Source organism: Campylobacter sp. JH23 (assembly GCF_017846595.1).
In the GTDB taxonomy this organism is placed as follows: Bacteria; Campylobacterota; Campylobacteria; order Campylobacterales; family Campylobacteraceae; genus Campylobacter_D; species Campylobacter_D coli.
The window spans coordinates 116,611-141,691 of sequence record NZ_JAEQBP010000002.1 but is presented as its reverse complement, the minus strand read 5'-3'; the positions used below and the strand labels follow the sequence as shown (position 1 = coordinate 141,691).

At 31.2% G+C, this 25,081-nt stretch carries 28 protein-coding genes and 1 pseudogene; 6 read left to right on the top strand and 23 right to left on the bottom strand.

The features are described from left to right. Positions 1 to 70: 70 nt before the first annotated feature. Both KAR88_RS02345 and KAR88_RS02340 read left to right on the top strand, forming a co-directional pair. Positions 71 to 1,177, top strand: coding sequence for an Mrp/NBP35 family ATP-binding protein (locus KAR88_RS02345; RefSeq protein WP_002779531.1), 1,107 nt, complete (start codon positions 71 to 73; stop codon positions 1,175 to 1,177). 21 nt (positions 1,178 to 1,198) lie between these two features. Continuing rightward, on the top strand, positions 1,199 to 2,359 hold the full coding sequence (locus KAR88_RS02340; protein WP_025443272.1) for a 2,3,4,5-tetrahydropyridine-2,6-carboxylate N-succinyltransferase: 1,161 nt from the start codon (positions 1,199 to 1,201) through the stop codon (positions 2,357 to 2,359). Positions 2,360 to 2,416: 57 nt separating this feature from the next. Here the strand turns inward: KAR88_RS02340 and KAR88_RS02335 are convergent, their stop codons facing one another. The 22 genes and pseudogenes from KAR88_RS02335 to KAR88_RS02230 all read right to left on the bottom strand — a co-directional run bounded on the left by KAR88_RS02335 (position 2,417) and on the right by KAR88_RS02230 (position 17,870). After that, positions 2,417 to 2,983 carry a hypothetical protein gene (locus KAR88_RS02335; RefSeq protein WP_002789753.1) on the bottom strand — a complete coding sequence of 189 codons (567 nt, stop codon included), beginning with the start codon at positions 2,981 to 2,983 and terminating at the stop codon, positions 2,417 to 2,419. Between the two features lies 1 nt (position 2,984). Continuing rightward, positions 2,985 to 3,608: a bifunctional phosphoribosyl-AMP cyclohydrolase/phosphoribosyl-ATP diphosphatase HisIE gene (gene hisIE / locus KAR88_RS02330; RefSeq protein ID WP_002821060.1), complete on the bottom strand. Its 624-nt coding sequence runs from the start codon at positions 3,606 to 3,608 to the stop codon at positions 2,985 to 2,987. Between the two features lie 2 nt (positions 3,609 to 3,610). Further along, the gene (hisF, locus tag KAR88_RS02325; RefSeq protein ID WP_002779535.1) at positions 3,611 to 4,378 is read right to left on the bottom strand and encodes an imidazole glycerol phosphate synthase subunit HisF; all 768 of its coding nucleotides are present in this window, start codon (positions 4,376 to 4,378) and stop codon (positions 3,611 to 3,613) included. Further along, positions 4,360 to 5,088: a 1-(5-phosphoribosyl)-5-[(5-phosphoribosylamino)methylideneamino]imidazole-4-carboxamide isomerase gene (hisA, locus tag KAR88_RS02320; RefSeq protein ID WP_002779536.1), complete on the bottom strand. Its 729-nt coding sequence runs from the start codon at positions 5,086 to 5,088 to the stop codon at positions 4,360 to 4,362. The genes hisF and hisA overlap by 19 nt, the downstream gene beginning before the upstream one ends. Next, positions 5,085 to 5,672 (bottom strand): imidazole glycerol phosphate synthase subunit HisH, encoded by a 588-nt coding sequence (gene hisH / locus KAR88_RS02315; RefSeq protein WP_002779537.1) that lies wholly within the window; start codon positions 5,670 to 5,672, stop codon positions 5,085 to 5,087. Before hisH ends, hisA begins: the two co-directional genes overlap by 4 nt. Beyond that, positions 5,669 to 6,730, bottom strand: coding sequence for a bifunctional histidinol-phosphatase/imidazoleglycerol-phosphate dehydratase HisB (gene hisB, locus KAR88_RS02310; RefSeq protein WP_002781423.1), 1,062 nt, complete (start codon positions 6,728 to 6,730; stop codon positions 5,669 to 5,671). The genes hisH and hisB overlap by 4 nt, the downstream gene beginning before the upstream one ends. Then, entirely contained in the window at positions 6,727 to 8,013 is a 1,287-nt protein-coding gene (hisD, locus tag KAR88_RS02305; protein ID WP_002822480.1) for a histidinol dehydrogenase, read from the bottom strand. The genes hisB and hisD overlap by 4 nt, the downstream gene beginning before the upstream one ends. 7 nt (positions 8,014 to 8,020) lie before the next feature. After that, complete coding sequence (gene hisG / locus KAR88_RS02300) at positions 8,021 to 8,920, bottom strand: ATP phosphoribosyltransferase (RefSeq protein WP_002779540.1); 900 nt, start codon at positions 8,918 to 8,920, stop codon at positions 8,021 to 8,023. Positions 8,921 to 9,137: 217 nt separating this feature from the next. Then, positions 9,138 to 9,491, bottom strand: coding sequence for a 50S ribosomal protein L17 (gene rplQ, locus KAR88_RS02295; protein ID WP_002779541.1), 354 nt, complete (start codon positions 9,489 to 9,491; stop codon positions 9,138 to 9,140). A 3-nt stretch (positions 9,492 to 9,494) separates the two neighbouring features. Further along, positions 9,495 to 10,508, bottom strand: coding sequence for a DNA-directed RNA polymerase subunit alpha (locus KAR88_RS02290; protein ID WP_002779542.1), 1,014 nt, complete (start codon positions 10,506 to 10,508; stop codon positions 9,495 to 9,497). A gap of 13 nt (positions 10,509 to 10,521) precedes the next feature. Further along, the gene (rpsD, locus tag KAR88_RS02285; RefSeq protein ID WP_002779543.1) at positions 10,522 to 11,148 is read right to left on the bottom strand and encodes a 30S ribosomal protein S4; all 627 of its coding nucleotides are present in this window, start codon (positions 11,146 to 11,148) and stop codon (positions 10,522 to 10,524) included. Positions 11,149 to 11,177: 29 nt separating this feature from the next. Next, on the bottom strand, positions 11,178 to 11,570 hold the full coding sequence (gene rpsK / locus KAR88_RS02280) for a 30S ribosomal protein S11 (protein WP_002779544.1): 393 nt from the start codon (positions 11,568 to 11,570) through the stop codon (positions 11,178 to 11,180). 9 nt (positions 11,571 to 11,579) lie between these two features. Then, complete coding sequence (gene rpsM, locus KAR88_RS02275; protein ID WP_002779545.1) at positions 11,580 to 11,945, bottom strand: 30S ribosomal protein S13; 366 nt, start codon at positions 11,943 to 11,945, stop codon at positions 11,580 to 11,582. A 2-nt stretch (positions 11,946 to 11,947) separates the two neighbouring features. Then, on the bottom strand, positions 11,948 to 12,061 hold the full coding sequence (gene rpmJ, locus KAR88_RS02270; RefSeq protein WP_002781429.1) for a 50S ribosomal protein L36: 114 nt from the start codon (positions 12,059 to 12,061) through the stop codon (positions 11,948 to 11,950). A gap of 170 nt (positions 12,062 to 12,231) precedes the next feature. After that, entirely contained in the window at positions 12,232 to 12,450 is a 219-nt protein-coding gene (gene infA / locus KAR88_RS02265; protein WP_002781436.1) for a translation initiation factor IF-1, read from the bottom strand. Between the two features lie 65 nt (positions 12,451 to 12,515). Further along, positions 12,516 to 13,376, bottom strand: a complete 861-nt coding sequence (locus tag KAR88_RS02260; RefSeq protein WP_002779547.1) for a YafY family protein — start codon at positions 13,374 to 13,376, stop codon at positions 12,516 to 12,518. A gap of 174 nt (positions 13,377 to 13,550) precedes the next feature. After that, positions 13,551 to 14,656: pseudogene (locus tag KAR88_RS02255) on the bottom strand (HP0729 family protein). 1 nt (position 14,657) lies between these two features. After that, complete coding sequence (locus tag KAR88_RS02250; protein WP_002779550.1) at positions 14,658 to 14,960, bottom strand: hypothetical protein; 303 nt, start codon at positions 14,958 to 14,960, stop codon at positions 14,658 to 14,660. Next, on the bottom strand, positions 14,960 to 16,729 hold the full coding sequence (locus tag KAR88_RS02245) for a DUF3944 domain-containing protein (protein WP_002789740.1): 1,770 nt from the start codon (positions 16,727 to 16,729) through the stop codon (positions 14,960 to 14,962). Before KAR88_RS02245 ends, KAR88_RS02250 begins: the two co-directional genes overlap by 1 nt. Before the next feature lie 74 nt (positions 16,730 to 16,803). Then, positions 16,804 to 17,214: a hypothetical protein gene (locus tag KAR88_RS08800; protein ID WP_002779552.1), complete on the bottom strand. Its 411-nt coding sequence runs from the start codon at positions 17,212 to 17,214 to the stop codon at positions 16,804 to 16,806. 9 nt (positions 17,215 to 17,223) lie between these two features. Then, positions 17,224 to 17,658, bottom strand: coding sequence for a hypothetical protein (locus KAR88_RS02235; RefSeq protein ID WP_002779553.1), 435 nt, complete (start codon positions 17,656 to 17,658; stop codon positions 17,224 to 17,226). Further along, positions 17,655 to 17,870 carry a hypothetical protein gene (locus KAR88_RS02230; RefSeq protein ID WP_002779554.1) on the bottom strand — a complete coding sequence of 72 codons (216 nt, stop codon included), beginning with the start codon at positions 17,868 to 17,870 and terminating at the stop codon, positions 17,655 to 17,657. Before KAR88_RS02230 ends, KAR88_RS02235 begins: the two co-directional genes overlap by 4 nt. 314 nt (positions 17,871 to 18,184) lie before the next feature. On the opposite strand from KAR88_RS02230, the gene KAR88_RS02225 reads away from it, so the two are divergent. The 3 genes from KAR88_RS02225 to KAR88_RS02215 are packed head-to-tail and all read left to right on the top strand — an operon-like array spanning position 18,185 to position 21,647. Beyond that, entirely contained in the window at positions 18,185 to 19,492 is a 1,308-nt protein-coding gene (locus KAR88_RS02225) for an MFS transporter (RefSeq protein WP_002786517.1), read from the top strand. A 46-nt stretch (positions 19,493 to 19,538) separates the two neighbouring features. Next, positions 19,539 to 21,164, top strand: a complete 1,626-nt coding sequence (locus KAR88_RS02220; RefSeq protein WP_002783440.1) for a multidrug ABC transporter permease/ATP-binding protein — start codon at positions 19,539 to 19,541, stop codon at positions 21,162 to 21,164. 9 nt (positions 21,165 to 21,173) lie between these two features. Beyond that, positions 21,174 to 21,647, top strand: a complete 474-nt coding sequence (locus KAR88_RS02215; protein WP_002783438.1) for a DUF336 domain-containing protein — start codon at positions 21,174 to 21,176, stop codon at positions 21,645 to 21,647. A gap of 23 nt (positions 21,648 to 21,670) precedes the next feature. Here KAR88_RS02215 and cgb read toward each other — a convergent pair whose 3' ends face one another. Continuing rightward, positions 21,671 to 22,099: a single-domain globin Cgb gene (gene cgb / locus KAR88_RS02210; RefSeq protein ID WP_002777865.1), complete on the bottom strand. Its 429-nt coding sequence runs from the start codon at positions 22,097 to 22,099 to the stop codon at positions 21,671 to 21,673. A 163-nt stretch (positions 22,100 to 22,262) separates the two neighbouring features. Between cgb and KAR88_RS02205 the strand changes: the two genes are divergently transcribed. Next, positions 22,263 to 25,040 (top strand): FAD-binding and (Fe-S)-binding domain-containing protein, encoded by a 2,778-nt coding sequence (locus KAR88_RS02205; RefSeq protein WP_002830135.1) that lies wholly within the window; start codon positions 22,263 to 22,265, stop codon positions 25,038 to 25,040. Positions 25,041 to 25,081: the final 41 nt, after the last annotated feature.

Genomic DNA, 25,081 nt, shown 5'->3' with positions numbered 1-25,081 from the left:
TACACTTATAAAAAGCTAAATTTTATCATTTTATTAGTAAAATTGATTTTTTAAAAATTAAGGAAAAGAGATGAAAGAGCAAATTTTAGAGAAATTAAAAAGTGTAAAATATCCAGGTTTTGATAAGGATATAGTGAGTTTTAATTTTGTAAAAGATATAAAAACCGAAAATGAGAATGTTATCGTTGAGCTTGAAATTGTTTCATCAAATCCGCAAGTAAGCGAAGAATTACGCAAAAATATTGATGAGGCTTTAGCTTCTTTAAATTTAAAGAATTTACAAATTCATATCATTACTCCAAAAATTCCTGAAGAAAAAAGCAATTCAAGAAGTGGTAAAAATATCGCACCTCAAGTAAAAAATTTCATCATGGTTTCAAGCGGAAAGGGCGGAGTAGGTAAGTCTACAACCACTGTAAATTTAGCTATTTCTATGGCTAAAATGGGAAAAAGAGTAGGGATTTTAGATGCAGATATTTATGGGCCAAATATCCCAAGGATGTTAGGTGAAACTAAAACTCAACCTGAAGTAGTAGGACAAAGATTAAAGCCGATTTTAAGTCATGGTGTTTATATGATGAGTATGGGGGTTTTAATCGAAGAGGGTCAAGGGCTTATGTGGCGTGGAGCTATGATCATGAAAGCTATCGAGCAATTACTTGCAGATGTGATTTGGCCTGAACTTGATGTATTGTTTTTAGATATGCCTCCAGGAACAGGAGATGCGCAAATTACTTCAGCACAAAGCATTCCAATTACTGCGGGTGTTTGTGTAAGTACCCCACAAACCGTTTCTTTAGATGATAGCAAAAGAGCTTTAGATATGTTTAACAAACTTCACATTCCAATCGCTGGCGTGATAGAAAATATGAGTGGCTTTTTATGTCCTGATAATGGCAAAGAGTATGATATTTTTGGTAAAGGAACAGCTGAAGATATGGCAAAAGCTTATAAGAGTGAAGTTTTAGCACAAATTCCTATAGAGATGATAGTAAGAGAGGGTGGAGATGAAGGAAAACCTGTGAGTTTTTATCATCCTGAAAGTGTAAGTGCAAAGCGTTATTTAATGGCAGCTGAAAAAATTTGGCAATTTATAGAAAAAATCAATAATGAAGGCGGTGCGGATAATTCTGCAATCCAACCTGTGATGAATGGAAAAAGTGCTTGTTCGCATTAAAATTTTGAAGGAGAAAAAATGATTATTAATACTAAAGAAGATTTTTTACTTTTAATCAAGCAAATTGAACAAAAAAATGGATATAGAAAACCTAAAGCTTTTGGTATAGCAAGACTTGATCGTGGTCAGCTTAATAAAAATAAAATTTTACAAGCCAGTTTTGCTTTGGTAAATTATGAGCAAAATTTTGGTTCTGCGGCGATTATGCTTGAAGCTTTTATGCAAAGGGGTGTTGAGATTGATTTTGAAGCAAGCGAATTTGTACAAATTCTTAAGCTTGAGGATATCGATTATGCGCTTGCTTGCTTTAAACCTTTTTTAGAAGAAGAGGGACATAAAAATATCGATATTTTAAAGATTATCAAAGATAAATTTAAAGATGACGAATTTGCTTTTGTATGTCTTTTTGAAGATAAAGAGCCTTTGAGTGTGGAAAGTGTTTATTTGAAACTTTATTTGCTTTCTACTAAAAAAGTTCCTTTAAGAAGTTTAAATTTAAATGGAGCTTTTGGACTTTTAAGCAATGTAGCTTGGAGTGATGATAAGCCTATCGAGCTTGAGTATTTAAGAGAAAATGAAATGCGTTTAAAAATGAGCAATCAATATCCAAAAATTGATTTTGTAGATAAATTCCCAAGATTTTTAGCACATATCATTCCTGAAGATAATACAAGAATTCTAGAAAGCTCTAAAGTAAGAATGGGTGCATCTTTGGCTGCAGGTACTACAATCATGCCAGGTGCAAGCTATGTGAATTTTAACGCAGGAACAACAGGGGCTTGTATGGTTGAAGGGCGTATAAGTTCAAGTGCTATCGTAGGTGAAGGCTCTGATGTGGGCGGTGGTGCTTCTATTTTAGGTGTTTTAAGCGGAACAAGTGGAAATGCTATAAGTGTAGGTAAAGCTTGTCTTTTAGGAGCAAATTCAGTAACAGGAATTCCTTTGGGTGATAATTGTATCGTAGATGCGGGAATTGCAGTGCTTGAAGGAACGAAATTTTTACTTAAAGATCGTGAGGAGCTTGCTAAACTTAATCCTTATTTTGATTTTAGCAAAGAGATTTATAAGGGCATCGAGCTTAAAGGCTTAAATGGGCTTCATTTCCGTCAAGATTCTATCAGCGGAGCGATGATAGTAAGTTTAAATAAAAAAGCGATCAAGCTTAACGAAGCTTTGCATTAATTTACCCTAGATTATCGACAAAAGCCTAATTTTAGGCTTTTTTGTCCATATTTTTCATTAAAATATAAAATTCAAAGGCCTTTTATAAGAAGGGATATTATAAAATTTACCTAAAAAATCGTAATTGTCAAAAATATAAAGTTGATAATAAAGGCAAAAAAAGATATAAGCTAAACCTGCACAAATACCTAGTAATGTAGTTATTATAAAAATAAGTTTTTTCCAAGTAAAATAAGAAATTTTCTTAAAACAAAAATAAATAAATTTAAAAACAAAGACAAAACTAAACAACACGCATAGCAAAGGCACTAAAGCTAAATGCCCATCTAAAGGCAAGGTAAGCAAGAAAAACACACAAAGGCTAAAAGCAATCCCAAAATAAAAAGTATTTATAAAATCTAAACTTTCTATCCTTGAAATAACTTTTTTCCACACTAAAAATAAAGGGATATGAATTACTAAAAGATAAAAATAATAAATACCTGCTCGTTTAAAAATTTCCATGTTTGTATGAAAACCTAACATTGGCACTTCAGATATATATTTTCTATGCATTAAGATGAAAAACATCATTAATGCAGGGTAGATAAAAAAGATCAAAAAGCCTAAAATGATATTTTTCAATTTATTCTTTATGTCTTTCTTTAAGCTTAGCGATGACATCTGAAAAACTTAAATTTGCATCTGCGAGTAAAACACTTAAATGATACATCAAATCAGCCGCCTCGCAAATAAGCTCATCTTTATCTTTAACAGTCGCTGCTAAGGCAGTTTCCACACCTTCTTCGCCGACTTTTTGTGCGATGCGTTTTGTTCCTTTTTTAAAAAGCTTTGCAGTATAGGAAGTGTTTTCATCCGCATTTTTACGTGAATTTATAAGTTTTTCTAATCTTGCTAAAAAGACAAAATCTGCATTTTTTGATACATTTTCAAAGCAAGAGATATTGCCTATATGGCAAGTAGCTCTTATAGGATCAACCAAAATCAAAAGTGTATCATTATCACAATCAAGGCTTAAATCAACGATATTTAAAAAATTTCCACTTTCTTCACCCTTCATCCAAAGGCGATTTTTAGTACGCGAAAAAAATACGACTTTTTTACTTTCTAAGCTTTTTTCTAAAGCTTTTTCATCCATAAAACCTAGCATTAAAACTTCACAGCTTTTTGCATCTTGTATTATGACAGGGATAAGCCCATTTACTTTTTGCCAATTGATTTTTTCATTTAAATTTTGGAAATTTTGCATTTTTATATCCTTATACTTACACCTCGGGTTTTTAAGTAGTTTTTTAATTCTTTAATATCAATGATTTGTTGATGAAAAACAGAAGCTGCTAAAGCCCCATCCACTCCTATTTCAAAGGCTTCTAAAAAGTGTTCCATCTTACCAGCTCCACCGCTTGCGATCAAAGGTACTTTGCATTCTTTTTTTACAAGGCTTAATTGTTCTAAATCATATCCATTTTTAACACCATCTTGATTCATCATATTTAGCACTATCTCTCCAGCGCCCAAATCCTGTACTTCCTTAATCCACTCGATCGTATTTTTCCCGCTATGTTTACTCGTGTTTTCATCACCTGTGTATTTGAAAACCTTTAAATTTCCATTTTCATCTTTAAAGCTATCAATGCCCACTACAACACATTGTACCCCAAAACTTTTGGCCAAACGAGTGATAAGATTTGGATCGTTTAAAGCAGGGGAGTTGATAGAAATTTTATCCGCTCCATTAGCTAAGAGTTCGGCTGCATCTTCTTCACTTTTAATGCCGCCTGCTACACAAAAAGGGATATTGATATTTTTAGCCACTTCGCTTACCCATTCTCTTGAAATGCGTTCTTTTCTAGCACTTGCAGCAATATCATAAAACACAAGCTCATCGATCCCACTTTGAGAATAACGCTTTGCAAGCTCTACGATATCTCCCATATCTTTATGATTTTTAAACTGTGTTCCTTTTACTACTCTACCATCTTTTACATCTAAACATGCAATTATGCGTTTTGTAAGCATTTTATCCCTTCTTCTACGCTAAAAACTCCATCTAATAAAGCTTTTCCTACGATAACCCCACTACAAATACCCTTTAGTTTTTTAAGATCTTCTAAACTCGCTACACCTCCACTTGCTTGAGTGTGAATTTTAGGAAAGTTTTTATGGATGAGTGCGTAAAGTTCAGCATTGCTTCCTTGCATGGTGCCATCTCTTGAAATATCGGTGCAAAGTATGTGTTTTAGGCCTTTGATATTATAAAATTCCAAAACCTCTAAAAGTCTTTTATCGCTCGTATCTTGCCAAGCGTTAATAGCTATCATATAATCTTCTTTTAAAATCGTATCAAGCGCTAAAACGATAGCTTCGCTTCCAAAATGTTGCAAAATTTCAACACAAAGCGTAGGATTTGTAATTGCCAAAGAGCCGATCACTACACGCTTTACTCCACAATCAAGCAAAGCTTGTATCTCTTCTTTGGTGCGAATTCCACCGCCTACTTGCAAATTAACACTGACTTCATTTGTTAATTTTTCTATTAAAGCAAGTTGTCTTTTATTTGGATCTTTAGCTCCGCTTAAATCCACTAAATGAAGCCAAGTTGCTCCCGCGTTTTCATATTCTCTAAATTTTTCTAAAGGATCGTATTTGTATACTTTTTTTTGTTCATAATCACCTTTAACAAGGCGCACTACTTGTCCATCGATCAAATCAAGTGCAGGGATTATCATGCTATATCCTTAATGAAATTTGATATTAAAATTTCCCCCGCTTCTCCGCTTCTTTCAGGGTGAAATTGTACGCCATAAAAATTATCTTTTGCTAAACTTGCGCTAAATTTTACCCCATAATCACTTGTAGCTATGGTATAGTCATTTAATGCTACATGATAACTGTGTACAAAATAAAAATAAGCCCCATTTAAACCCTTAAAAAGTGGGTGTGAGCTTGCAACTTCATTCCACCCCATGTGCGGTAAAGAATACTCTTTTGGAAGTTCAAATTTTTGAGTTTTAAAAGGTATAATGCCTAGAGTTTCTTGATCTAGTTCTTCTGAAAAATCCCCTAAAATTTGCATTCCTAGGCAAATTCCAAGTAAGGGTTTTTTGGTATTTTTGATAAAATTTGTTAGATTAAAGCTTTCTAAATTGCTCATTGCTTTTGCTGCTGTTCCAACTCCTGGTAAAAAAAGCTTATCCGCATTTTCTAAATCTTTTAAATCTCTACTGATTTTAGCATTAAAGCCTAGTCTATCAAGACAAAATTTCAAAGATGCCAAATTTGCACATGCTGTATCGATGATGATCAGTTTCATATTACCCCTTTAGAGCTGGCTAAATTTTCACTTTCAATTTTTACAGCCATTTTTAAGGCTTTTGCAAAAGCTTTAAAAAGCCCTTCGGCTTTGTGATGATCGTTTTTACCTTTAACCTTTAAGTGTAAACTCACTCCCATTGAGTAGCTTAGCGAGTAAAAAAAGTGTTCTATCATTTCAGTACTTAATTCGCCTAATTTTTCCTTTTTAAATTTGGCTTTATAAACCAAATGCGGACGGTTGCAAAAATCGATCGCACAACTTGCCAAACACTCATCCATAGGCAAGACAAAGCCATATCTTGTGATGCCTATCTTATCTCCTAAAGCTTGTTTTATGGCACTTCCTAAAGCTAAAGCAACATCTTCAACGCTATGATGCTCATCAATTTCTAAATCGCCCTTGCAAGAAATTTCAAGTCCTATGCCCCCATGTACTGCGATTTGCTCAAGCATATGATCGAAAAAAGGAACTCCTGTATTAATAGCAATCTTTCCGCCATTTAAACATACTTTTACATGGATATTGGTTTCTTTAGTGATACGCGAAATGCTTGCGGTGCGAAAGGAATTTAAGATCTCTTCTTCTATCTCTTTCCAAGTCAAATTCTCGCTGTATTTTAACCCACGAACACCCAAATTTGAAGCTAGGATCATATCAGTATCTCGATCACCGATCACAAAGCTTTGTTCTTTATTGTAAAGATTGTGCTTGATATACTCATCTAAAAGGGCGGTTTTTGGCTTTCTACACTCGCAATTTTCATTTTCAAAATGTGGACAAATGAAAATGTCTTTAAATTCTATACCACAGCTTTGTAAAATATCCAACATTTTTTGATGTGCTATTTCAAAATCTTCTTTAGGAAAGCTTTGAGTTCCAAGGCCATCTTGATTAGAAACAAGCACAAATTTAAAGCCAAAATTTTTAAGTTTTAAAAGAGTAGGGATAGCACCTTTTTCAAAACGAAGTTTTTCAAGGCTATCGATTTGAAAATCGCTCTTTGGTTCTTCTATGATGGTGCCATCTCTATCGATAAAAAGGATTTTTTCACTCATTTTAGACTTTCTAAGCGAAAAGTTACTGCATTTTTATGTGCGTCTAAATGTTCATTTGCAGCTAAAATTTCAACACTTTTTCCTAAATTTAAAAAGCCTTCTTTGCTAAGTTCTTGTACGCTCATTCTTTTACTAAAATCAGCTAAACCCAAGCTAGAATGCGTTTTAGTAAGTCCATAAGTTGGCAAGACATGATTTGTTCCGCTTGCATAATCACCCATGGATTCTGGACTTAACTCACCTAAAAATACAGATCCAGCGTGTTTGACTTTATCTAAAAGTTCGCGAGGATTTTGTGTTTGTATGATTAAGTGCTCAGGTGCGTAAAGATTTGAGATTAAAAGAGCTTCATCTAAGTTTTTTGCAATGATGATTTTAGAATTTGCAATGCTTTTAGACGCTAATTCTTTTCTTGGTAAATTTTCAAGTTGGCGGCTTACTTCATCACTCGCACCTTGTGCAAATTCTTTGCTTAAGCATACTAAAATCACTTGAGAATCTGCGCCGTGTTCAGCTTGTGAAAGCAAGTCGCTTGCTACAAATTTAACATTTGCTTTCTCATCTGCTATGACTAAAACTTCACTAGGTCCAGCTTGCATATCTATAGCAGCTCCGTTTATATCACTACTTACTTGGCGTTTAGCTTCGGTAACAAAGGCATTGCCTGGCCCAAAGATTTTATCTACTTTTAAAACGCTTTTGGTTCCATAAGCTAGTGCTGCTATGGCTCCTGCACCACCCATTTGATAAATTTCATCTACTCCGCAAAGCTTGGCGCAAAAAAGTGTGGTATCGTTTATTTTAGCAGGGCTTGCCAAAACGATTTTTTCACATTGAGCTATTTTTGCAGGAATTGCTAGCATTAAAACCGTTGAAAATAAAGGCGCCAAACCCCCTGGTATATAAAGTCCTACTTTTTCAATAGGGCGTGTTAAAACTTCGCATTTTACACCCTTGGTGGTTTCAATGGCTATTTCTTTTGGAATTTGTGCTTCGTGGAATTTTTTGATATTTTCATAAGCGATTAAAATCGCTTCTTTTAAGTCTTTATCCAAGCGTAAGCTTGCGTTTTCAAGCTCTTCTTCACTTACTTTAATGCTTGAAATTTGGGCTTTGTCAAATTTTAAAGCTTGTTCTATCAAAGCTTCATCGCCTTTTTCTCTAACTTCTTTGATGATAGAGCTCACTATCTGTGAAATTTCATCTTTTGCTGCTATTGCAGGGCGTTTTAATACTTCTTGTTTTTGTTTTTCGTCTAATTCGTTAAAATTTATTATTTGCATTTTTTACTCACTTTAACATTTTTTCAATAGGTAAAACCAAAATCGAACTCGCACCTTCTTCTTTTAAGGCCTCCATAGTTTCCCAAAAAAGATTTTCTTTACTTACCATATGCAAGGCTACATTTTTTTCATCGTGTGCTAAAGGCAAGATAGTAGGCTTTTCTACGCCTGGAAGTAGGGATTGGATTTTATCAAGTTTTTCTTTTGGAGCATGAAGCATGATGTATTTGCTTTCCCTTGCTTGCATTACTCCTGCAACGCGAAGCATGATTTTATCAACCAAAGCTTGTTTTTCATCGCTTAGAGTATTTTGCTTTTGTATCAAACAAGCACGAGATTGGTAAATAACTTTAACTTCTTTAAGATTGTTTGCTTGTAGTGTTGCACCGCTTGAAACAAGATCACAAATCGCATCGGCTAAATTTGCTCTTGGAGCTACTTCAACTGAACCTGTAAGCATACAATTTTTATAATGAATGTTGTTTTCTTTCATAAAGCGTTTTAAAAGCTGTGGATAAGAAGTGGCGATTCTTAAATTTTCAAAATCTTTCAAATTATCAAATTTTTTCTCTTGAGGCAAGGCAAGTGAAAGTCTACAATAACCAAAATCAAGCTTTGTTAAAAGCTTGTAATTTGCTTCCTCGCCTAAGCTTTTTCTTTCGAGTTCATTTTCTTCCAAAACATTTTCGCCTATAATGCCAAGATCTACGACTCCATCAAAGATAAGACCAGGTATGTCATCATCTCTAACTCTTAAAATATCTATAGGTAGGTTGGTTGAAAAAGCTATGAGACTTTGCTCATGTATATGCATTTTAATTCCGCATTTGTTTAAAAGTTCTACGGATTCTTTAGAGAGTCTGCCTGATTTTTGTATAGCTATACGCAAACGAGAATTTTCTTGCATATTTTATATCCTTGCATTTATAAAAATAAAAAATTATATTAGCATAAGTAGTTAAAAATTTGGCTAAAAATTATTTTTTAAATAATCATTTAAGAATTTTTATTTTTAGAATTGGATTTAAAAGATGATTTTAAATTTTTAGATTTATAAAAAGTTGGAGTAAATTAGAAAAATATAAGAAAAATGAATTTTAAAATTCCAGCTTAAGCTGGAATTTTTAGGCTACAAATTCAATAAAAGCCATTTCAGCTGCGTCACCGCGGCGAATTCTTGTTTTGATAATTCTTGTATAGCCACCATTTCTTTCTTTGAAATTTGGAGCTATTTCTGTAACAAGTTTATTTGTAGCATTTTTATCTTGTAAAGCAGCAAAAACTGCTCTGTGAGCGTTAAAATCTCCAAGTCTTGCTCTAGTAATCAATCTTTCTACATAGCCTCTTAATTCTTTAGCTTTTGGTAGAGTTGTTTCGATTTTACCGCTATTAACTAAAGCTATAGTTAAATTTTTTAACAAGGCAGCACGATGAGATGAAGTTCTGCCAAGTTTTCTATATCCGTGTTTATGTCTCATTCTTTATCCTTCGTTTTGTGCTTTTAATTCATCGATTTTTTTCTTAAGCAAATCTTTATTATCACTAAGCTTAGAAGTACCCACAGGGAAGCCTATGCTTTCCATAATGCTTTTAATTTCATCTAAAGATTTTTTGCCTAAATTTTTAAGTCCAGCAAGTTCATTAACGCTCATTAAAGCAAGCTCTCCGATATAAACAATTCCTGCTTTTTCAAGGCAATTGTAACTTCTTGCACTTAAATTTAGATCAGTAATATTTTGCAATAATTTAGTATTTTCTAATTCATTGCTTGTAGCTTGACTTTTTATGATGCTTCTAACATTTGTAATCTTATCAAATACTGATAATTGCTTATACATAGCTTCTAAAGCATTTTGAAAAGCTTCGTTTGGAGTGATTTGTCCATCAGTAGTTACTGTTAAAACTACTTTTTCATAGTCAGGATTGTCTTCAAATAAAACTTTCTCAATATCATAAGTCGCCTCTCTTACAGGAGTGAAAAAAGCATCAAGAGCTATGAATTTTGGATCATTTAAAAGCTCTTTAATCTCTTCGCTTGGTACATAACCAATGCCTTTTTCTATGATAAGAGTAAATTTAAGTTCAGCATCTTCATTGATCGTTGCTAAATATGCATCTGTATTTACGACTTCAACTTGATCGTTGTTTAGATCTTTACCATAAATTTCTTTAGGGCCTTTGAAACTAAACTCAACGATTTCTTTGTTGGAATCGCTTTTAAGTTTGAATCGTAATTTTTTAAGATTGATGATAAAAAGTGCTACATCTTCAAGCATACCACGCATACTATCAAATTCATGCGCTACACCATCGATATGGATAGCGGTTGGAGCATAACCTATAGTGCTAGTATAAAGTAAACGGCGTAAAGGATGGGCTAGGGTAATACCATAGCCGATCTCAAAAGGCCAAGCACTGATTTTAGCCACAGTATCACTAATATTTTCTATAGTGAATTCTGTCGGCGTATAAGCAGATGTTGTAATGTTTCTCATGATTTAGCCCCTATTACTTAGAGTAAAGCTCAACGATGAATCTTTCCTCTACTGGAATGATAACTTCTTCTCTTTCAGGTTTTCTAGTGAAAATTCCAAATCTTTTATCTTTTTCCACATCTACCCAAGCAACGATACCTGTTTGAGCAGTAAGCTCGATCGCCCTTGTGATTTGAGGATTATTTTTGCTTTTTTCTATTACTTCGATTTTTGCTCCTGCTTCTACTCTAAAGCTAGGGATATCTACTCTTTTTCCATTTACTAAAATGTGTCCATGAGTTACAAGTTGTCTTGCAAAACGACGAGTTGTAGCAAAGCCCATTCTATAAACTACATTGTCAAGTCTTTGCTCTAAAAGTTGGATAAGTAAAACCCCTGTATTACCATCTCTTCTAGCAGCTTCTGCAAAAAGTCTTCTGAATTGTTTTTCACTTACTCCATACATAAATTTAGCTTTTTGTTTTTCTCTTAATTGGAGTCCGTATTCGCTGATTTTACCTTTTCTTGCTCCGTGTTGTCCTGGTGCATAAGGGCGTTTATCTAATGCGCTTTTTCCGGCTAGTCTTCTTTCTCCTTTTAATGCTAAGCTAACACCAAAGCGTCTTTCTAATTTTTCTACTGGTCCTCTATATCTTGCCATAATTAATTCTCCTAATTTTTTCTTATATCTTAGACACGACGACGCTTAGGCGGTCTGCAACCATTATGAGCTAATGGAGTAATATCTTTTAAGAAAGTTACTTTGATTCCTTCCATAGCACCTACACTTTTAACAGCAGTTTCTCTACCGCTTCCTGGTCCTTGTACTTTAATGCCTACTTCTTTGATTCCGTGTTCTTTTGCTTTATTTAAAGCGTCTTCTACTGCTTGTTGTGCTGCATAAGGAGTTGATTTTTTAGAACCTTTAAATCCTAAACCGCCTGCACTGCTCCAAGCGATAGCATTTCCCATTTCATCTGTAACAGTTACCATGGTATTGTTAAAAGTTGCACTGATATAAACAATACCTTTTGCTATATTTTTTTTAACTACTTTTTTCTTTACGATTTTTCTTTTTGCCATCTTTTATCCTTATGATTTTGCACCAACAGTTTTTCTCTTACCTTTTCTAGTTCTTGCGTTTGTTTTTGTTTTTTGTCCGCGAACTGGTAAGCCTTTTCTGTGTCTTAAGCCTCTAAAGCTTCCTAAATCCATAAGTGCTTTTATATCCATAGCAACTTGTTTTCTTAAATCCCCTTCAACCATATAGTTTTCTTGGATTTCTTTTCTGATAGCTGCTGCTTCATCTTCACTTAGTTCATGCACTCTTTTATCATAAGAAATGCCTGTTTTATCTAAGATTTTTCTTGAAGTAAAAAGTCCTATACCATAAATATAGGTAAGTCCATACTCAATTCTTTTTTTCTTTGGTAAATCCACACCTGCGATACGAGCCATGTTTATCCTTGTCTTTGTTTATGTTTTGGATTTTCGCAAATAATGCGAACTACGCCTTTACGGCGAACTACTTTGCACTTGTCGCACATCTTTTTAACTGATGGTCTCACTTTCATGAGTTCTCCTTAAATGAATTCCACTTCATTTACGACTGCATCAGGTTTTATGAATAACCAACTATTTTTAAAATAAGTGGTGAATTTTAAAAATACCTCTTCATATAGTTCGATACATTTTGTCGCAAAAACGCTAATTTTATCTAAAATTAGCTTTTAAATAACTTATATTATTTATATCTAAAAGTGATACGCCCTTTATCAAGGCTATAAGGTGTAAGTTCAACTTTAACTTTATCCCCTGGCATGATTCTTATATAGTGCATACGCATTTTTCCTGCTATATGACATAAAATCACATGCTTGTTGTCAAGTTCAACTTTAAAATTTGCATTAGGTAACGCTTCAAGCACTGTGCCATCGATTTCAATCACATCGTCTTTTGCCAAAATTTTCTCCTCTCATTAAAATAAAACCGTGATTATAGCAAAAAATATTTGAATTTATTAAGAAATTAGTTTTCCAAGTAGTCTTTTAAAATGCTATCTAGTTTTTCTTTCAGTTCAAAAGGTTTTTCTATCTTCATATAGGGTATCCATTGTTTTACTACATTTAGAAGCTCATCATCATAGGAAAAATATACTTTTAGAGTATAGCTTTGCTCATCTTCATCGATGAGTTCAAAGTTGTTTAAAATATTTTTTCTAAAAAAATACTCTTTAGCTTTTTTATCAAGCTTTACGATAGCTTCTTTGCTATCATCTAGCCAAATATTTTTATCATTTAGAATTTGGTCTAAAAATTCTTCTTTAGGGGTAAAAATTTCATCATTTTTGCGAATATTTTTAATCTTGCTAAAAGTAAAATGCTTTAATTTATCCTTTTCATCAGCTATTAAATACCAAATTCCTTGATAGTTTAAAAGCTTATAAGGTTTGACTTCACGACTTTTTTCTTTATAGTTAAAATTTAAAATATTGTGTTTTAAAATCGCAACACTGATGATTTTAAAATTTTCATAATCAACTTTTTCAAAGCCATTGTTTTTTATCATAAAAATGCTATTTACTTTAGAGTTTAGCAAATCTGTTATAAAATCCTCATCTAGCTTTGGATAAAGTTCTTGAATCCCGCTTAACATGGCAAAATTTTGTATATCTTTAACACTAAGTTTGCCGAGTGCAAAAGATTCTAAAAAATACTTTCCATTTTCTTTTTTAATAGGCATAAAAGAAAGCCTTTGGTTTAAATCTCTTTGTATGGTTCTAATATCGACATTAAATTCACTTGCTAATTCTTCTAGGCTAAACCTTCCTCCATTATTAAAACGCATTAAAATTTGCGCTAAACGCACTGCAAGTTTATCGTGAGACATTTTAAACCTTTTTAATTACAGAAATAATTTTACTTATCAAGCTTGTATCTTTTTTGCCGCTACATTTATCGCAGAAAAAATCACTTGGATTTAAGCAATCACTCTTAGGAGTACATAAAAACATTTTTCCACACTTTGGACATTTTTTAAGAAAAGGCTTTGGTCTTATCATTTTTATCCTTTTTGTTTGAATTTATACTCTAATACGCGTTTTAAAATGCTAGTATTTTCTATACCTAAAATTAAATTTCGAATTTTTAGTGTTTGTTCTAAAGTCGGTGATTTTGCATGCACTGCATGATTTCGTATCGTTTGAAATTCATCTAAAGTTTTATTAAATTCATAATTAATAAATCCTTTTACATCTCTGTCTAAAAGCTCTTGAATTTCTCTATTTTTAAGTAAAAATTTAATTGTTCCTAAATTAGGTTTATTAATGAAAAACTGCTTAAAGTTAAATTCTTTTCCTTGTATACTATAACTTATGGACGAAAGATGAGAATTTTGCTTGATGAGTTTTGTAAATATCTTTTTGGCAAAGTCATATATTTCATATTCTATAGTTTTAGAGTATTTTACTATTATTGAAGTGAAGTCATAAAGTGGATTTTCTAAGTTTTGTTGCAATTCTAGCTCTGCTAGGATAAGGTTATTGATACTATCAGGATGTAGCATATAAAAAATTTTTTACCAAAGATAAATTGTATAAAATTTTCTTGCATTTTTAAATACTCTTGATTTTTATAAACGCTCAGGTAGTATTTGTTTATCTCATCATAAAAATAATTAATTTCCTCTTTTTGTTTGACTACCAAAGGATAAGAATAGTTATTGCCATAAATTGCATAAGTGTGGTTATTTTCTGTTGTGAAATTTGCCAAAAATTTATCTCTTATGAGTGTGAAATTTTCTCTTACTAATTCTCTTAAATCTGTGATTAAGAAATAATCCTCCACTTCTAAATTTTTCTCTTGGTAATATTTTGGAATGATATTTTTATCTACTTCTTTACTTATTTTTACTACTTTTGCTACAAATAAATTTGCATAATCACTCAAAAAAAGTTGCAAAGGATTATCAGCAGAGGTATTTTTGTAAATTTCTGATAGTTTTTGATTGTGTGAGATTTTATTTTCATCCCTTTCATAAGAAAGTGGCTCTTTTAGTTTAGATTTTATTTTACCAAATGCTACCTGACCTTTGTCTAATAAAATTTCTAAATGCAATTTTATAACATCTTGTTGATAGTAAGGATTATAGAGAATTAAGAGATTTTGCATATTAGAAAAGTTCCTTCAAATTTTTCTTAACTTCGCTTGGATTTTTTTCATACTCATCTAAAATCTCTTTTAAAATATCGACAATTTTATCAAAGTCTTCAGGATGCTTGTTTTTAAAATCACTAAGCAAATCTAAAATTTGACAAATTTTTTCTGAATCTTGTTGATCTCCATTAAGGATATTTATTATATCCCACACCAAAGAACCCAAATAGGCACTTTGGACAGGACTTGATAAGCGTTTAAAAATCATAGCTTTAAAACTATTTGCTAAAGACAAGGCAGAAAGGATTTTAGAAAACATTATTTTCTCTTACCAAAGATTGACACAAATCCTTCAAAAACATCCTTAACTACACCCACTACCTCTTTGCCTTTATCTGAAGTAAAAAAATTCTTTACTTCTATTATAAAATCAGATACATTCTTTGCATATTCTTTTATTGTTTCAATAAAAGATTTTACCATTTCTTCTGTGTAATTTTCTTTATTATCACCATATTTAAAATCATCTTGATTTCTTGATTGGTGTTTTAAGAAAACTAATCGCTTTTTCAATGGTGCCTTAGCAACAATATATGCTAGAAGTTTATTAAGATTGTATGCTGGTTTTTTAATTTTTGTCTTTTTTGAAGTAGAACCTGCTGCATAATATATTACATCGACATCAACCCCTGTATCTGTTTTAATCCTTTCTTTAATTGCTTTGACTTGTTCTTCCAAAATCTCTTCTAACTCTGGAGTTAATTGATTATTTTCTTTATCAAACTCAATGTCTTCATCAGCGCCTGCTTTATCACATTTATTTAATGCAATTAAAATCCTTTCTTTTTCTTCCATATAAGGCATAATTGCTTCTTTTATGGTTTTATAGGTTGACTCTAAATCTCTACCAACTGTGGCGGCAACAACTACTAAAACTAGATCAATCTTAGCATTTCCTTTGCTATCCTTTTCCAAGAGCAAATTTTTTATTTTTTTCATATGCTCATTATCATTTTCTCCTGAATCTCCCAATCCCGGACTATCATAAATTGTTAGATTGCCTAATTTATATTCTTTGATTTCTTGTGTAACTGGTTTGCCACCACTATTTATTTCTATATCAAGATTATAACCTTCTGTTTCAAAAAGAGCTTTTATCGTAGAGCTTTTTCCTGCACCTGTGCCACCAACTATTAAAATATTAAGCTCTTGATTAAAAAGCTCAGTCGCAGAATATTTTTTACCTTTATTTAAATTGCTTACTTTTTCTTTTTGTTCTGCTTCCATTTGTTTAATCATCTCCTTTTCGTATAAAAATTGTCTTCTTAAAAATGCGACATAAATCACTGCTGGAACTGTAACTCTAAAAGCAGGACCTGCAATGTCGTTTATCATCCACGCACTTGAGATTATCATTCCAATAGGTCCTGCTAAAGTTCCTACAGCTCGTGAACCTAAAAATGTCGCAGTACTTCCTAATACACCAGAAATTGCAGCACTTCCAACTAAGCCACTTCCTGCTATCAAACTACTTGTTGTAAATATAGCTGTATTAATTGCAACCTTACTTGCTATGGCATTTACAACTAACATTGCAATTTGATAAAGTAATTTAAGATTATTAGTTTTTGCGATAGCATTAGAAATAGACTCTATTGTGTAAGTGTTAACATCTATAGAAAAATCTTTTGCAATTTCTTTCAAATCACTTTCTGATAAATTCTCTAATGATTTATTAAAAGAATTAAGTAAAATCGCTTTTTCTATATTTTCTATACTTGCACTTTTATCATACTTGACTTTTAAATTATCTGCAACATCACATAAAATTTCTTTATAGACAACTCCAGTTCCTCTAATTTTATTTGCAAATGTATTTCCACCAAAAGTTTGAAGTTCTTCTAAAATCAAGTCTAAATATTGACCATGATTAGGATAATGTTTTTTATACAAATCCTTATCGGTCAAACTCTCTGTTGTTCTAGTTTTTCCATTTTCATCTTTAATTAAGATAGACACTAGATTATCTAACGATTCATCGTTAAGTTCTCGTAAAAATTCCAAATCGTTGTCAACTTTATAAGCCATTTTATCTCCTTAAAAATTTTATAAATTAAAATATTTTATTTACCAAAAATCAATATGTTTTCCATTAAGAATTTTTAAAAAGGTAGGACTTTGGAAATCCATAAAGATTTTTCCTCTGCCAACTCGTCTTTTTCCTTAAGTATTTTGCGAATTTGTATATCTAGTTTTTCTTCTTTTAAAGTAAAATACAACCTAGAAATAAGAAACATAGGCATAAAGGTTTTAGAAATCATCTCTACTCTTTTTTCTTTTATATCTTTACTGCTACAAAAGTTGATATAAGCCAATAAGCAAATTTGTATATCTTTAAGCCTTTCTTTATCTGTTTCTTCTAGTCTAAATTCTTTAAAATCACGGTAATTTAAAGCATTTTTTGCTTCAAAACCTTTTTTAAAATTTACAAATTCTTCATCATTAAAATAGCTTGAAAATTGAGTATTTAAAAATTCAAATTCTTTGTAAATTTCTTTTAAATTTTCTTGCATTTTAACTCTTTATACTATCTTGTTTATATCTTGTAACTGCAACAAAGCACTATCAAATTTTAATCTTATAGCGCAAAATCTCCAGCTGATTTTTAATGCCGTTATATCATCTTGAAGATATTTATCGCTATATTCCATAAAAGCTTCCATTGTAGTGCCTATTTGAATAAGCTTTTCTTTTTTTAGATCGCTAAATAAATGATCTTTTATATTATGAATAGCTTCTGCATCGTATTTGTGGGTTTTTCTAAATTCTAAAAATTTAGGATCGTTTAAATAGCTAGGATAAATTTGCTCTATTTCTTCGTATTGCTTGATGACTTTTCTAAGTGTGATGAGATCTTTAAAAATCAATTTATCCCAAGTATTTTTAATGCCTTTATAGATTTTTTCACCACAAGCACCTAGTGCGATTCCACCTAAAGCTAAAGCTAATTTTTTCATTTCTTTCTCCTTATGATTTTGTAAATTAAAACTAAATTAAGCACTATAAAAAGTATATAAAGTGCCACCATACCATAACTTCCACTTAAATCCAAAAGCATAAAAGCTAAAATCACTCCCCAAAACACAATCCCAAATAAAACCCAAAATACTCCACAAGTTAACAAAACCGCTGTACTAATGATAAGTCCTAAAATCCCTACAATAATCATCATTTTTACCTTGCTAAAATATTGTTATTTTTTACTATAGATAAAAATATAGTTTTTTGTCTTGTAAAAAGTATTTGGGGTTTTTAAAGCTCGGGTTTGCATTTTTTTTCCTTGATTTTAATTTCAAAAAAAAGTATAAAGTATTCTTATGACAGCTTGTGTCGTTTTTTTGAAAAATTATTAAAAATTTTGCTTAAGCTGATTTTTATGATTTTTATCATCAAAATGAGTTAAATTAAATTGAAAAGGATTGTTTGTTTTATAAATATTTGTAGTATAATGGTTATTTTTAAAATTCTTTAAGGTATAAAATAATGAAAAAATCAAAACTAGGTACAAAAGAATTTAAAATTTTAGGACTTTCGTCGCTAGGTGGAACTTTAGAATTTTATGATTTTATCATCTTTGTATTTTTTGCTGAATATATCGCAAAAGTATTTTTTCCTAAAGATATGAGTGAATTTTGGACTTTGTTAAATACTTATGGAGCTTTTGCTGCAGGTTATTTAGCGCGCCCTTTAGGTGGTATAGTGATGGCGCATTTTGGTGATAAATTTGGGCGTAAAAATATGTTTATGTTAAGTATTTTACTTATGGTGCTTCCTACTTTTACATTGGCTTTTATACCTGGTTATGAAACTCTTGGTTTCTTAGCACCGTTTTTACTTATACTTATAAGAATTTTTCAAGGTATTGCTATAGGCGGAGAATTACCTGGTGCTTGGGTTTTTGTAAGAGAACATTGCAAAGAAGATCAAAAGGCTTTTTCTTTGAGTTGTTTAAATTCGGCTATGGCTTTGGGAATTTTACTAGGAAGTATGGTATTTTTACTGATCAATGCTTTTTTTAGCACCGAAGAAATCGCAGCTTATGCGTGGCGTATCGCTTTTTTTGTGGGTGGAATTTTTGGGATTATTTCTATTTATTTGCGTAGATTTTTACAAGAAACTCCTATTTTTAAACAAATGCAAAAAGAACGGAGTTTGAGTGCTTTTCCACTTAAGGATTTGTTTAAAGAAAAAAATATTTTCAAAAATATGCTCGCATCTATCTTTATAACTTGGGTTTTAACAGGTTGTGTTGTAGTGCTTATCTTACTGATGCCTAAATTTATGCCAAGTATTTTGGGTTTGAGTGCGATTGAAGGAAGTTATTTACAAGTTTTAGGAATTTTAGGTATAACACTAGGTGGAGTGTTTATGGGCTATCTTGTGGATAAATTAGGTTTGTTTAAAATTTGCATTTTCTTTTCTTTAGTTTTTGCATTTTTTTCTTGCTTGTATTTTTATGCTTTATATGATCTTAAAAATCTTGTCTTAACCTGTATTTTATATACAAGTGTTTGTTTTTTAGGTGGGATTAATGTCTTTGCCCCTATTTTAATGAGTGAAGTTTTTAGAGCTAAAATAAGATTTTCAGGAATTTCCTTTTCGTATAATATCGCTTATGCTATCGCAGGAGGGGTTACTCCTCAGCTTATTTTTTGGCTCAATGCTCTTGCTACTAGAGGCGAAAATCCATTTTTATATGGAATGAGTATATATATGATTTTTCTAGCTTTATTGGCTATTTGTGCTGTTTTTCTTGTAAAGGATAAAATAAATTTTGATAATCGCTCTTAAAATGCTATAATTAATTTTTTTAATTATACTTTCGGAGTTTTTATCAATGCCTTTTATTTTAGAATTGCTTAAACAAAATAAATTTAAATTCATCTCTTTTTTGATTTTTTCTTTTATTACAAGCGCTGTAGGGGTTTTAACCCTAGTCTTTATCAATGATTATTTACTTAAAAATACACAAAATATTCCTATTTTATACTTTATCGCTTTGCTTATAGTATTTTTTCTTAGCTCTACCATAGTAGAGTTAGGATTAAGTGTTTTTGGTCAAAATTTCATTTTTAAGATGCAAAGACGCGTGGTAAAACAGATCTTAGATACTCCTTTGTTAAAAGTTGCAAAAGTGGGCAAGGCAAGAATTCTAGCTTCTTTGGGAAGTGATGTGAGAAATATATCTTTTGGGCTTTTAAGATTGCCTGATTTTTTACAATCAAGTATATTGATTTTATGCACTAGTGTTTATTTATGTTATCTTTCACCACAAATTTTTGCTTTGTGTGTGGTATGGATTATGGTTATTTTTATTACTAATAATTTTTTGATGATGAAAGTATATCAGTATTTTAGAAAGGCAAGGGAAAATGATGATGCTTTGCAAAATAATTACCAAAATATACTAGATGGACATAAAGAACTTTTGATCAATCGTGATAGAGCCAAGCTTTATTATGAAGATGAATTTGAAAATAATGCAAGATTGAAAAAGAAAAATAGTACTTTAGGTAATCTTTTTAACAATCTCTCAAACAACTGGACAAATGTAACTCTTTTGGCTTTAGTGGGTGTAGAGTTTTACTTAGCTTTAAAATTTGAATGGGCAAGTGTTGCAGATGCTACAACTATAGCTCTTTCTATTTTGTTTTTACGAACCCCTTTAGTATCTATGATAGGATCTTTTCCTACTTTGCTTTTGGCAAAAATCGCTTTGGATAAGATCGCAAAATTGGAATTAGATGATTATATAGAAGGTTTTAAAAAAACACATTATATCAGTGAATGGAAAAAAATTTCTTTTAGAAATACTCAATTTGCTTATGAAGAAAATTTTCATTTAAATCCTGTAAATATAGAGCTTAAAAAAGGTGAATTGGTATTTTTAATAGGTAAAAATGGAAGTGGTAAATCCACTTTTTGTATGCTTTTGACAGGACTTTTTAAGCCAAGCAAAGGCGGAATTTATGTTGATGATACGCTTATAGATGATAAAAATTTAGATGAGTATAGATCTCTTATTTCTGCTGTTTTTAGCGATTTTCATCTTTTTACTAAAACCTTAAATAAAGAAAATTTTGCAAGCGAAGAAAAAATTGCTTTTTGGTTGGAGTTTTTAGAACTTAAAGATAAAACAAGTGTCAAAGATAATGAACTGACCTTAACCAAACTTTCTACAGGGCAAAAAAAGCGTTTAGCTATGCTTATAGCCTTGCTTGAAGAAAGGGATATTTTAGTGCTTGATGAATGGGCGGCTGATCAAGATCCTGTTTTTAGAAGATTTTTTTATAAAAAACTTTTACCTTTGCTAAAAGAGCAAGGTAAAACAATCTTTGCTATCACACATGATGATGTGTATTTTGATATGGCTGATAGAATTTTACTTGCACAAAATGGTCAAATTTGTGAATTAAAAGGCGATATAAAAGAACTAGCAAAAAATGCGGTAGAAAAATTTTAAAGGAAAAAAATGAAAAAATTACTCATTTTATGTGTATTTTTAGGAGTAAGTTTAATGGCAAAATCTTTTGAGCTTGTAAAAGAGCCTGTGTTAACTACACAAATGGTTGAAGGGATTTTGGAGCTTGCAAAGAAAGAAGCAAGAAAAAATGGCTTTTATGTAAGTATTACTATAGTAGATAAATCTGGCCAAATTTTAGCAGTTTTAAGAGATGATAAGGCGGGCGTGCATACACTTAATGCTAGTTATAAAAAAGCTTATACGGCCACTTCACAAAAAAGAGAAACAGCGGTTATTTTTAAAGGTGTAAAAGATGGTAAAATACCTGAAGATATTCGTTATTTAGATGATAAGTTTTCCATTATGCCTGGTGGGGTGCCGATTTTTATAGATGGAGTTGTTGTTGGTGGTATAGGTGTGGGTGGAGCACACTTAGATGAGGATGTAAAAATAGCTAAAGCAGGGATAGCATTTTTAAAATAGGCTTTGAACATCAAAGCCTATGATTACTTAGCTTTTGCATAAATTTCTTTTTCAATGTCTATGTAAAATTGTGCGATAGCTTTGTAAGCTTCTTCCCAAGCTTTTAGTGTGGTTTCATCTGCATTTAATACTACTTTGATAGCTTTTAAAAGACAAGCCCCCACTATAGGATAGTGCTCTTCTTTAACATTTAATTTTGTATGGGTTATAGCTACTTTATCAACAAAGCTTCTCATATTTTCTAAATTTTCTATATTTTTAGCTGCCATTAAAATTGCCATAGCTAAGGCTTTTGGTTGTTCTCCAGATGCTTGTTTTTCCATATTAAACATAGGTTTTACTTCAGGATAGTCATTAAACATTATTTTATAAAATTCTTTTGTTAAATCTTCTCCATTTTTTTGTAAAATAGGCACACAATCTTTGATAATTTGAATTTGTTCTTGTGTCATAGTTTTCCTTTTAGTTCTTAATTTTTTTAAAATAGAGCGTATTCTAACTTTTAATCTAAATAAAAAAATTGACTTTGGTTAAATTTATGCTCAAAAATATAAATTTAAAATTATCTTTAAATTATTAAATTATATAATTGATAATAAATTAAAAAGAGGGACTATGGCAAATTTTAAAGCTTTTTATAATGAGGCTAAGTATATTTTTAAGGATAGAATCTTTAATGATTATGCTAGATGTTATGCTTATGGCATTGATGCGTCATGTTATTTTTATATTCCAAAAATAGTGATTATTGCTAAAAATGAAGATGAAATTAAGCAAATTATTCAATTAGCAAATACTTATAAAACTCCTATAACATTTAGAGCAGCAGGTACAAGTTTAAGTGGACAAAGCTCTTGCGATGGAGTGCTTGTAGTGATTAAATTTGCCTTTAAAAAAATAAAAATTAACAAAGACGCTAGCGAAATTACTTTAGGATGTGGTGTAGTAGGCATTCATGCTAATGAAAGTCTTGCTTTTTTGAAGAAAAAAATAGGACCTGATCCAGCTACTATAAATTCAGCTTTAATTGGAGGGATTATAAATAACAACTCAAGCGGAATGTGCTGTGGAACTAAGGATAATAGCTATAAAACCTTAAGAAGTATTAGGGTGATTTTGGCAAATGGTAGTATGCTTGATACCAGCGATGCTTTAAGTGTGGCTCGATTTAAAGATGAAAATAAAAAATTAATTAATGAACTTAGAGAGATCAAAGAAGAGATTAATGCTAATAAAGAATTAAAAGATTTAATAATCAAAAAATTTAAAATCAAAAACACCACAGGTTATAGCCTTAATGCCTTTGTTGATTATGATGATGAAATAGACATTTTAGCACACTTACTTGTTGGCTCTGAAGGGACTTTGGGATTTGTAAGCGAAGTTAAGCTTGCTGTTTTGGATGATTTGGAATTTAAGGCCTGTGCTTTATTGTTTTTTGATAATATCAATAATGCTGCAAACACTATAAAAGAATTTGCTAAAGTTGATTTTATAAGTTCTGCTGAAATAATGGACTATGCAAGTTTAAAAGCTGCATCAACTTATGATGAGTTAAGAGATATTTTAGCTGATATTAAAGAGGGTAATACTTGTGTATTGATCCAAAGTGAGCATAGTAATGAGCTTAAGCTTGATGAAAATATAAATAAAATAAAAGAAATTTCCAAACTAGCTTATAAGTCATATTTTAGTAAGAATAAGGCCGAATATGATTTATGGTGGAAGATTAGAAAAGCACTCTTGCCTATAGCAGCTAGTCTTAGAAAGGCAGGCTCAACTGTAATTACTGAAGATGTGTGTTTTAATATCGAGGATTTAGCTGATGGAATTAAAAGCATTCAAGAATTGTTTTATAAATATGGTTTTAGTGATAATGGAATCATTTTTGGCCATGCATTAGCAGGCAATATCCATTTTATTATCACACCGGATTTAAACAATAAGCTTGAATTTGATAATTTTTCAAATCTAGTTAAAGAAATGTCTAATATAGTAGTTTCTTATGGTGGAAGTATAAAAGCTGAACACGGCACAGGGCGTATGGTGGCACCTTTTGTGGAGGTAGAGTGGGGTAAGCAAGCTTATTTGATTAATAAAAAAATCAAAAGTATCTTTGATAAGGATAATTTATTTAATCCCGATGTAATCATTAGCGATGATAAAGATATTTATAAGAAAAATATCAAACAAGCCAGTTGGATTGATGAGAAATTAAATACCTGTATGGAATGTGGATTTTGCGAAAGATTTTGTCCATCAAATGAATATACAATTACTCCAAGACAAAGAATTGCGATCTTACGAGAGATCAAACGCCTTGAAAGCTTAAATGATGATGAGTCAAAAGCAAAATTAAAGGATATTAAAAAATATTACAATCATTTAGTAGACAGCTCTTGTGCTGCTTGTGGGGTGTGCTCTTTTTCATGTCCTTTGGGGATTAATTTTGCTGATTTTTCATTAAAATATAGAAAAAATAATATAGGATTTATATCTAAAATTTTAGGAAATCTAGCATATAAAAATCATGAAAAAACTCTAAAAATTGCTAAATTTTCATTAAGTATCGCAAATAAATTTGATAATTTAAGTCTTGATAATAAGCTCGAAAAAGCAAGCAATTTTCTTAGCATTATACCAAGAACTAGGGCGTATTTGCCTAAGGTGAATGATTATGAGTTAAAAAGTCGTAAAAGAGCTTATAATGTGGTTTATTTTACAAGCTGTCTTAATAAAAGCTTTAAACCAAATGAAAAAATGCATGATAAAAGAAGTTTGCAAGAAGTATTTGAGAGCTTGTGTAAAAAAGCAAATATAGGCATTATTTATGCACCCAATGATTTATGTTGTGGTAAGGCTTATGAGAATTTTCAAGATATCCAAGATAAAAATATACAAAAAATCAATGATTTTTTAAGCAATATAGACTCGCCCATAGTGTTAGATCATAGTGCTTGTAGTGCTAAGTTAATTAGCGATCATTTAAAGTATGAAATTTATGATTTAAGCGAGTATTTATTAAAATTTATTGCTCCTAAGTTACGCATTGATAAAATCAATGAGAATGTAGGATTATATATCATGTGTGCTGCTAGAAAGCTTGGTTTAAATGAAAATATAATCAAGCTTGCAAAGCTATGCACGAATGGAAAAGTATTAATAGATAATGATACCTATTGTTGCGGGTTTGCTGGATACAAAGGCTTTTTCAAGCCTCAATTAAATATTAATGCTACAAAGGGCTTTAAAAAATTTTATGCCAAAACAAATATTAAGCGCGGGTTTAGTACATCAAGCACTTGCGAGATAGGATTAAGCGATGCTACGGGTATATCTTGGCAGCATATAGCGTATTTATTGGATGAATGTAGTGAGAAGCAATTTAATTGATAAATAAAATCCATAATTTAAAGCAAATTATCCCCCTATAG

Bases quoted from the DNA above. Each gene is read 5' to 3' on its own strand.
- KAR88_RS02260 (WP_002779547.1), bottom strand. From the start codon at position 13,376: ATGTCTCACGATAAACTTGCAGTGCGTTTAGCGCAAATTTTAATGCGT.
- hisG (WP_002779540.1), bottom strand. From the start codon at position 8,920: ATGCAAGAAAATTCTCGTTTGCGTATAGCTATACAAAAATCAGGCAGA.
- rpsK (WP_002779544.1), bottom strand. From the start codon at position 11,570: ATGGCAAAAAGAAAAATCGTAAAGAAAAAAGTAGTTAAAAAAAATATA.
- KAR88_RS02215 (WP_002783438.1), top strand. From the start codon at position 21,174: ATGAAAAAATTACTCATTTTATGTGTATTTTTAGGAGTAAGTTTAATG.
- rpsM (WP_002779545.1), bottom strand. From the start codon at position 11,945: ATGGCTCGTATCGCAGGTGTGGATTTACCAAAGAAAAAAAGAATTGAG.
- hisD (WP_002822480.1), bottom strand. From the start codon at position 8,013: ATGCAAATAATAAATTTTAACGAATTAGACGAAAAACAAAAACAAGAA.
- hisF (WP_002779535.1), bottom strand. From the start codon at position 4,378: ATGCTTACAAAACGCATAATTGCATGTTTAGATGTAAAAGATGGTAGA.
- KAR88_RS02220 (WP_002783440.1), top strand. From the start codon at position 19,539: ATGCCTTTTATTTTAGAATTGCTTAAACAAAATAAATTTAAATTCATC.
- hisB (WP_002781423.1), bottom strand. From the start codon at position 6,730: ATGAGTGAAAAAATCCTTTTTATCGATAGAGATGGCACCATCATAGAA.
- rplQ (WP_002779541.1), bottom strand. From the start codon at position 9,491: ATGAGACATAAACACGGATATAGAAAACTTGGCAGAACTTCATCTCAT.
- KAR88_RS02235 (WP_002779553.1), bottom strand. From the start codon at position 17,658: ATGAAAAAATTAGCTTTAGCTTTAGGTGGAATCGCACTAGGTGCTTGT.
- KAR88_RS02225 (WP_002786517.1), top strand. From the start codon at position 18,185: ATGAAAAAATCAAAACTAGGTACAAAAGAATTTAAAATTTTAGGACTT.
- KAR88_RS02245 (WP_002789740.1), bottom strand. From the start codon at position 16,729: ATGGCTTATAAAGTTGACAACGATTTGGAATTTTTACGAGAACTTAAC.
- hisIE (WP_002821060.1), bottom strand. From the start codon at position 3,608: ATGCAAAATTTCCAAAATTTAAATGAAAAAATCAATTGGCAAAAAGTA.
- KAR88_RS02230 (WP_002779554.1), bottom strand. From the start codon at position 17,870: ATGATTATTGTAGGGATTTTAGGACTTATCATTAGTACAGCGGTTTTG.
- KAR88_RS08800 (WP_002779552.1), bottom strand. From the start codon at position 17,214: ATGCAAGAAAATTTAAAAGAAATTTACAAAGAATTTGAATTTTTAAAT.
- KAR88_RS02250 (WP_002779550.1), bottom strand. From the start codon at position 14,960: ATGTTTTCTAAAATCCTTTCTGCCTTGTCTTTAGCAAATAGTTTTAAA.
- hisA (WP_002779536.1), bottom strand. From the start codon at position 5,088: ATGATAATCCCTGCACTTGATTTGATCGATGGACAAGTAGTGCGCCTT.
- cgb (WP_002777865.1), bottom strand. From the start codon at position 22,099: ATGACACAAGAACAAATTCAAATTATCAAAGATTGTGTGCCTATTTTA.
- KAR88_RS02345 (WP_002779531.1), top strand. From the start codon at position 71: ATGAAAGAGCAAATTTTAGAGAAATTAAAAAGTGTAAAATATCCAGGT.
- KAR88_RS02205 (WP_002830135.1), top strand. From the start codon at position 22,263: ATGGCAAATTTTAAAGCTTTTTATAATGAGGCTAAGTATATTTTTAAG.
- rpsD (WP_002779543.1), bottom strand. From the start codon at position 11,148: ATGGCAAGATATAGAGGACCAGTAGAAAAATTAGAAAGACGCTTTGGT.
- hisH (WP_002779537.1), bottom strand. From the start codon at position 5,672: ATGAAACTGATCATCATCGATACAGCATGTGCAAATTTGGCATCTTTG.
- rpmJ (WP_002781429.1), bottom strand. From the start codon at position 12,061: ATGAAAGTGAGACCATCAGTTAAAAAGATGTGCGACAAGTGCAAAGTA.
- KAR88_RS02290 (WP_002779542.1), bottom strand. From the start codon at position 10,508: ATGAGAAACATTACAACATCTGCTTATACGCCGACAGAATTCACTATA.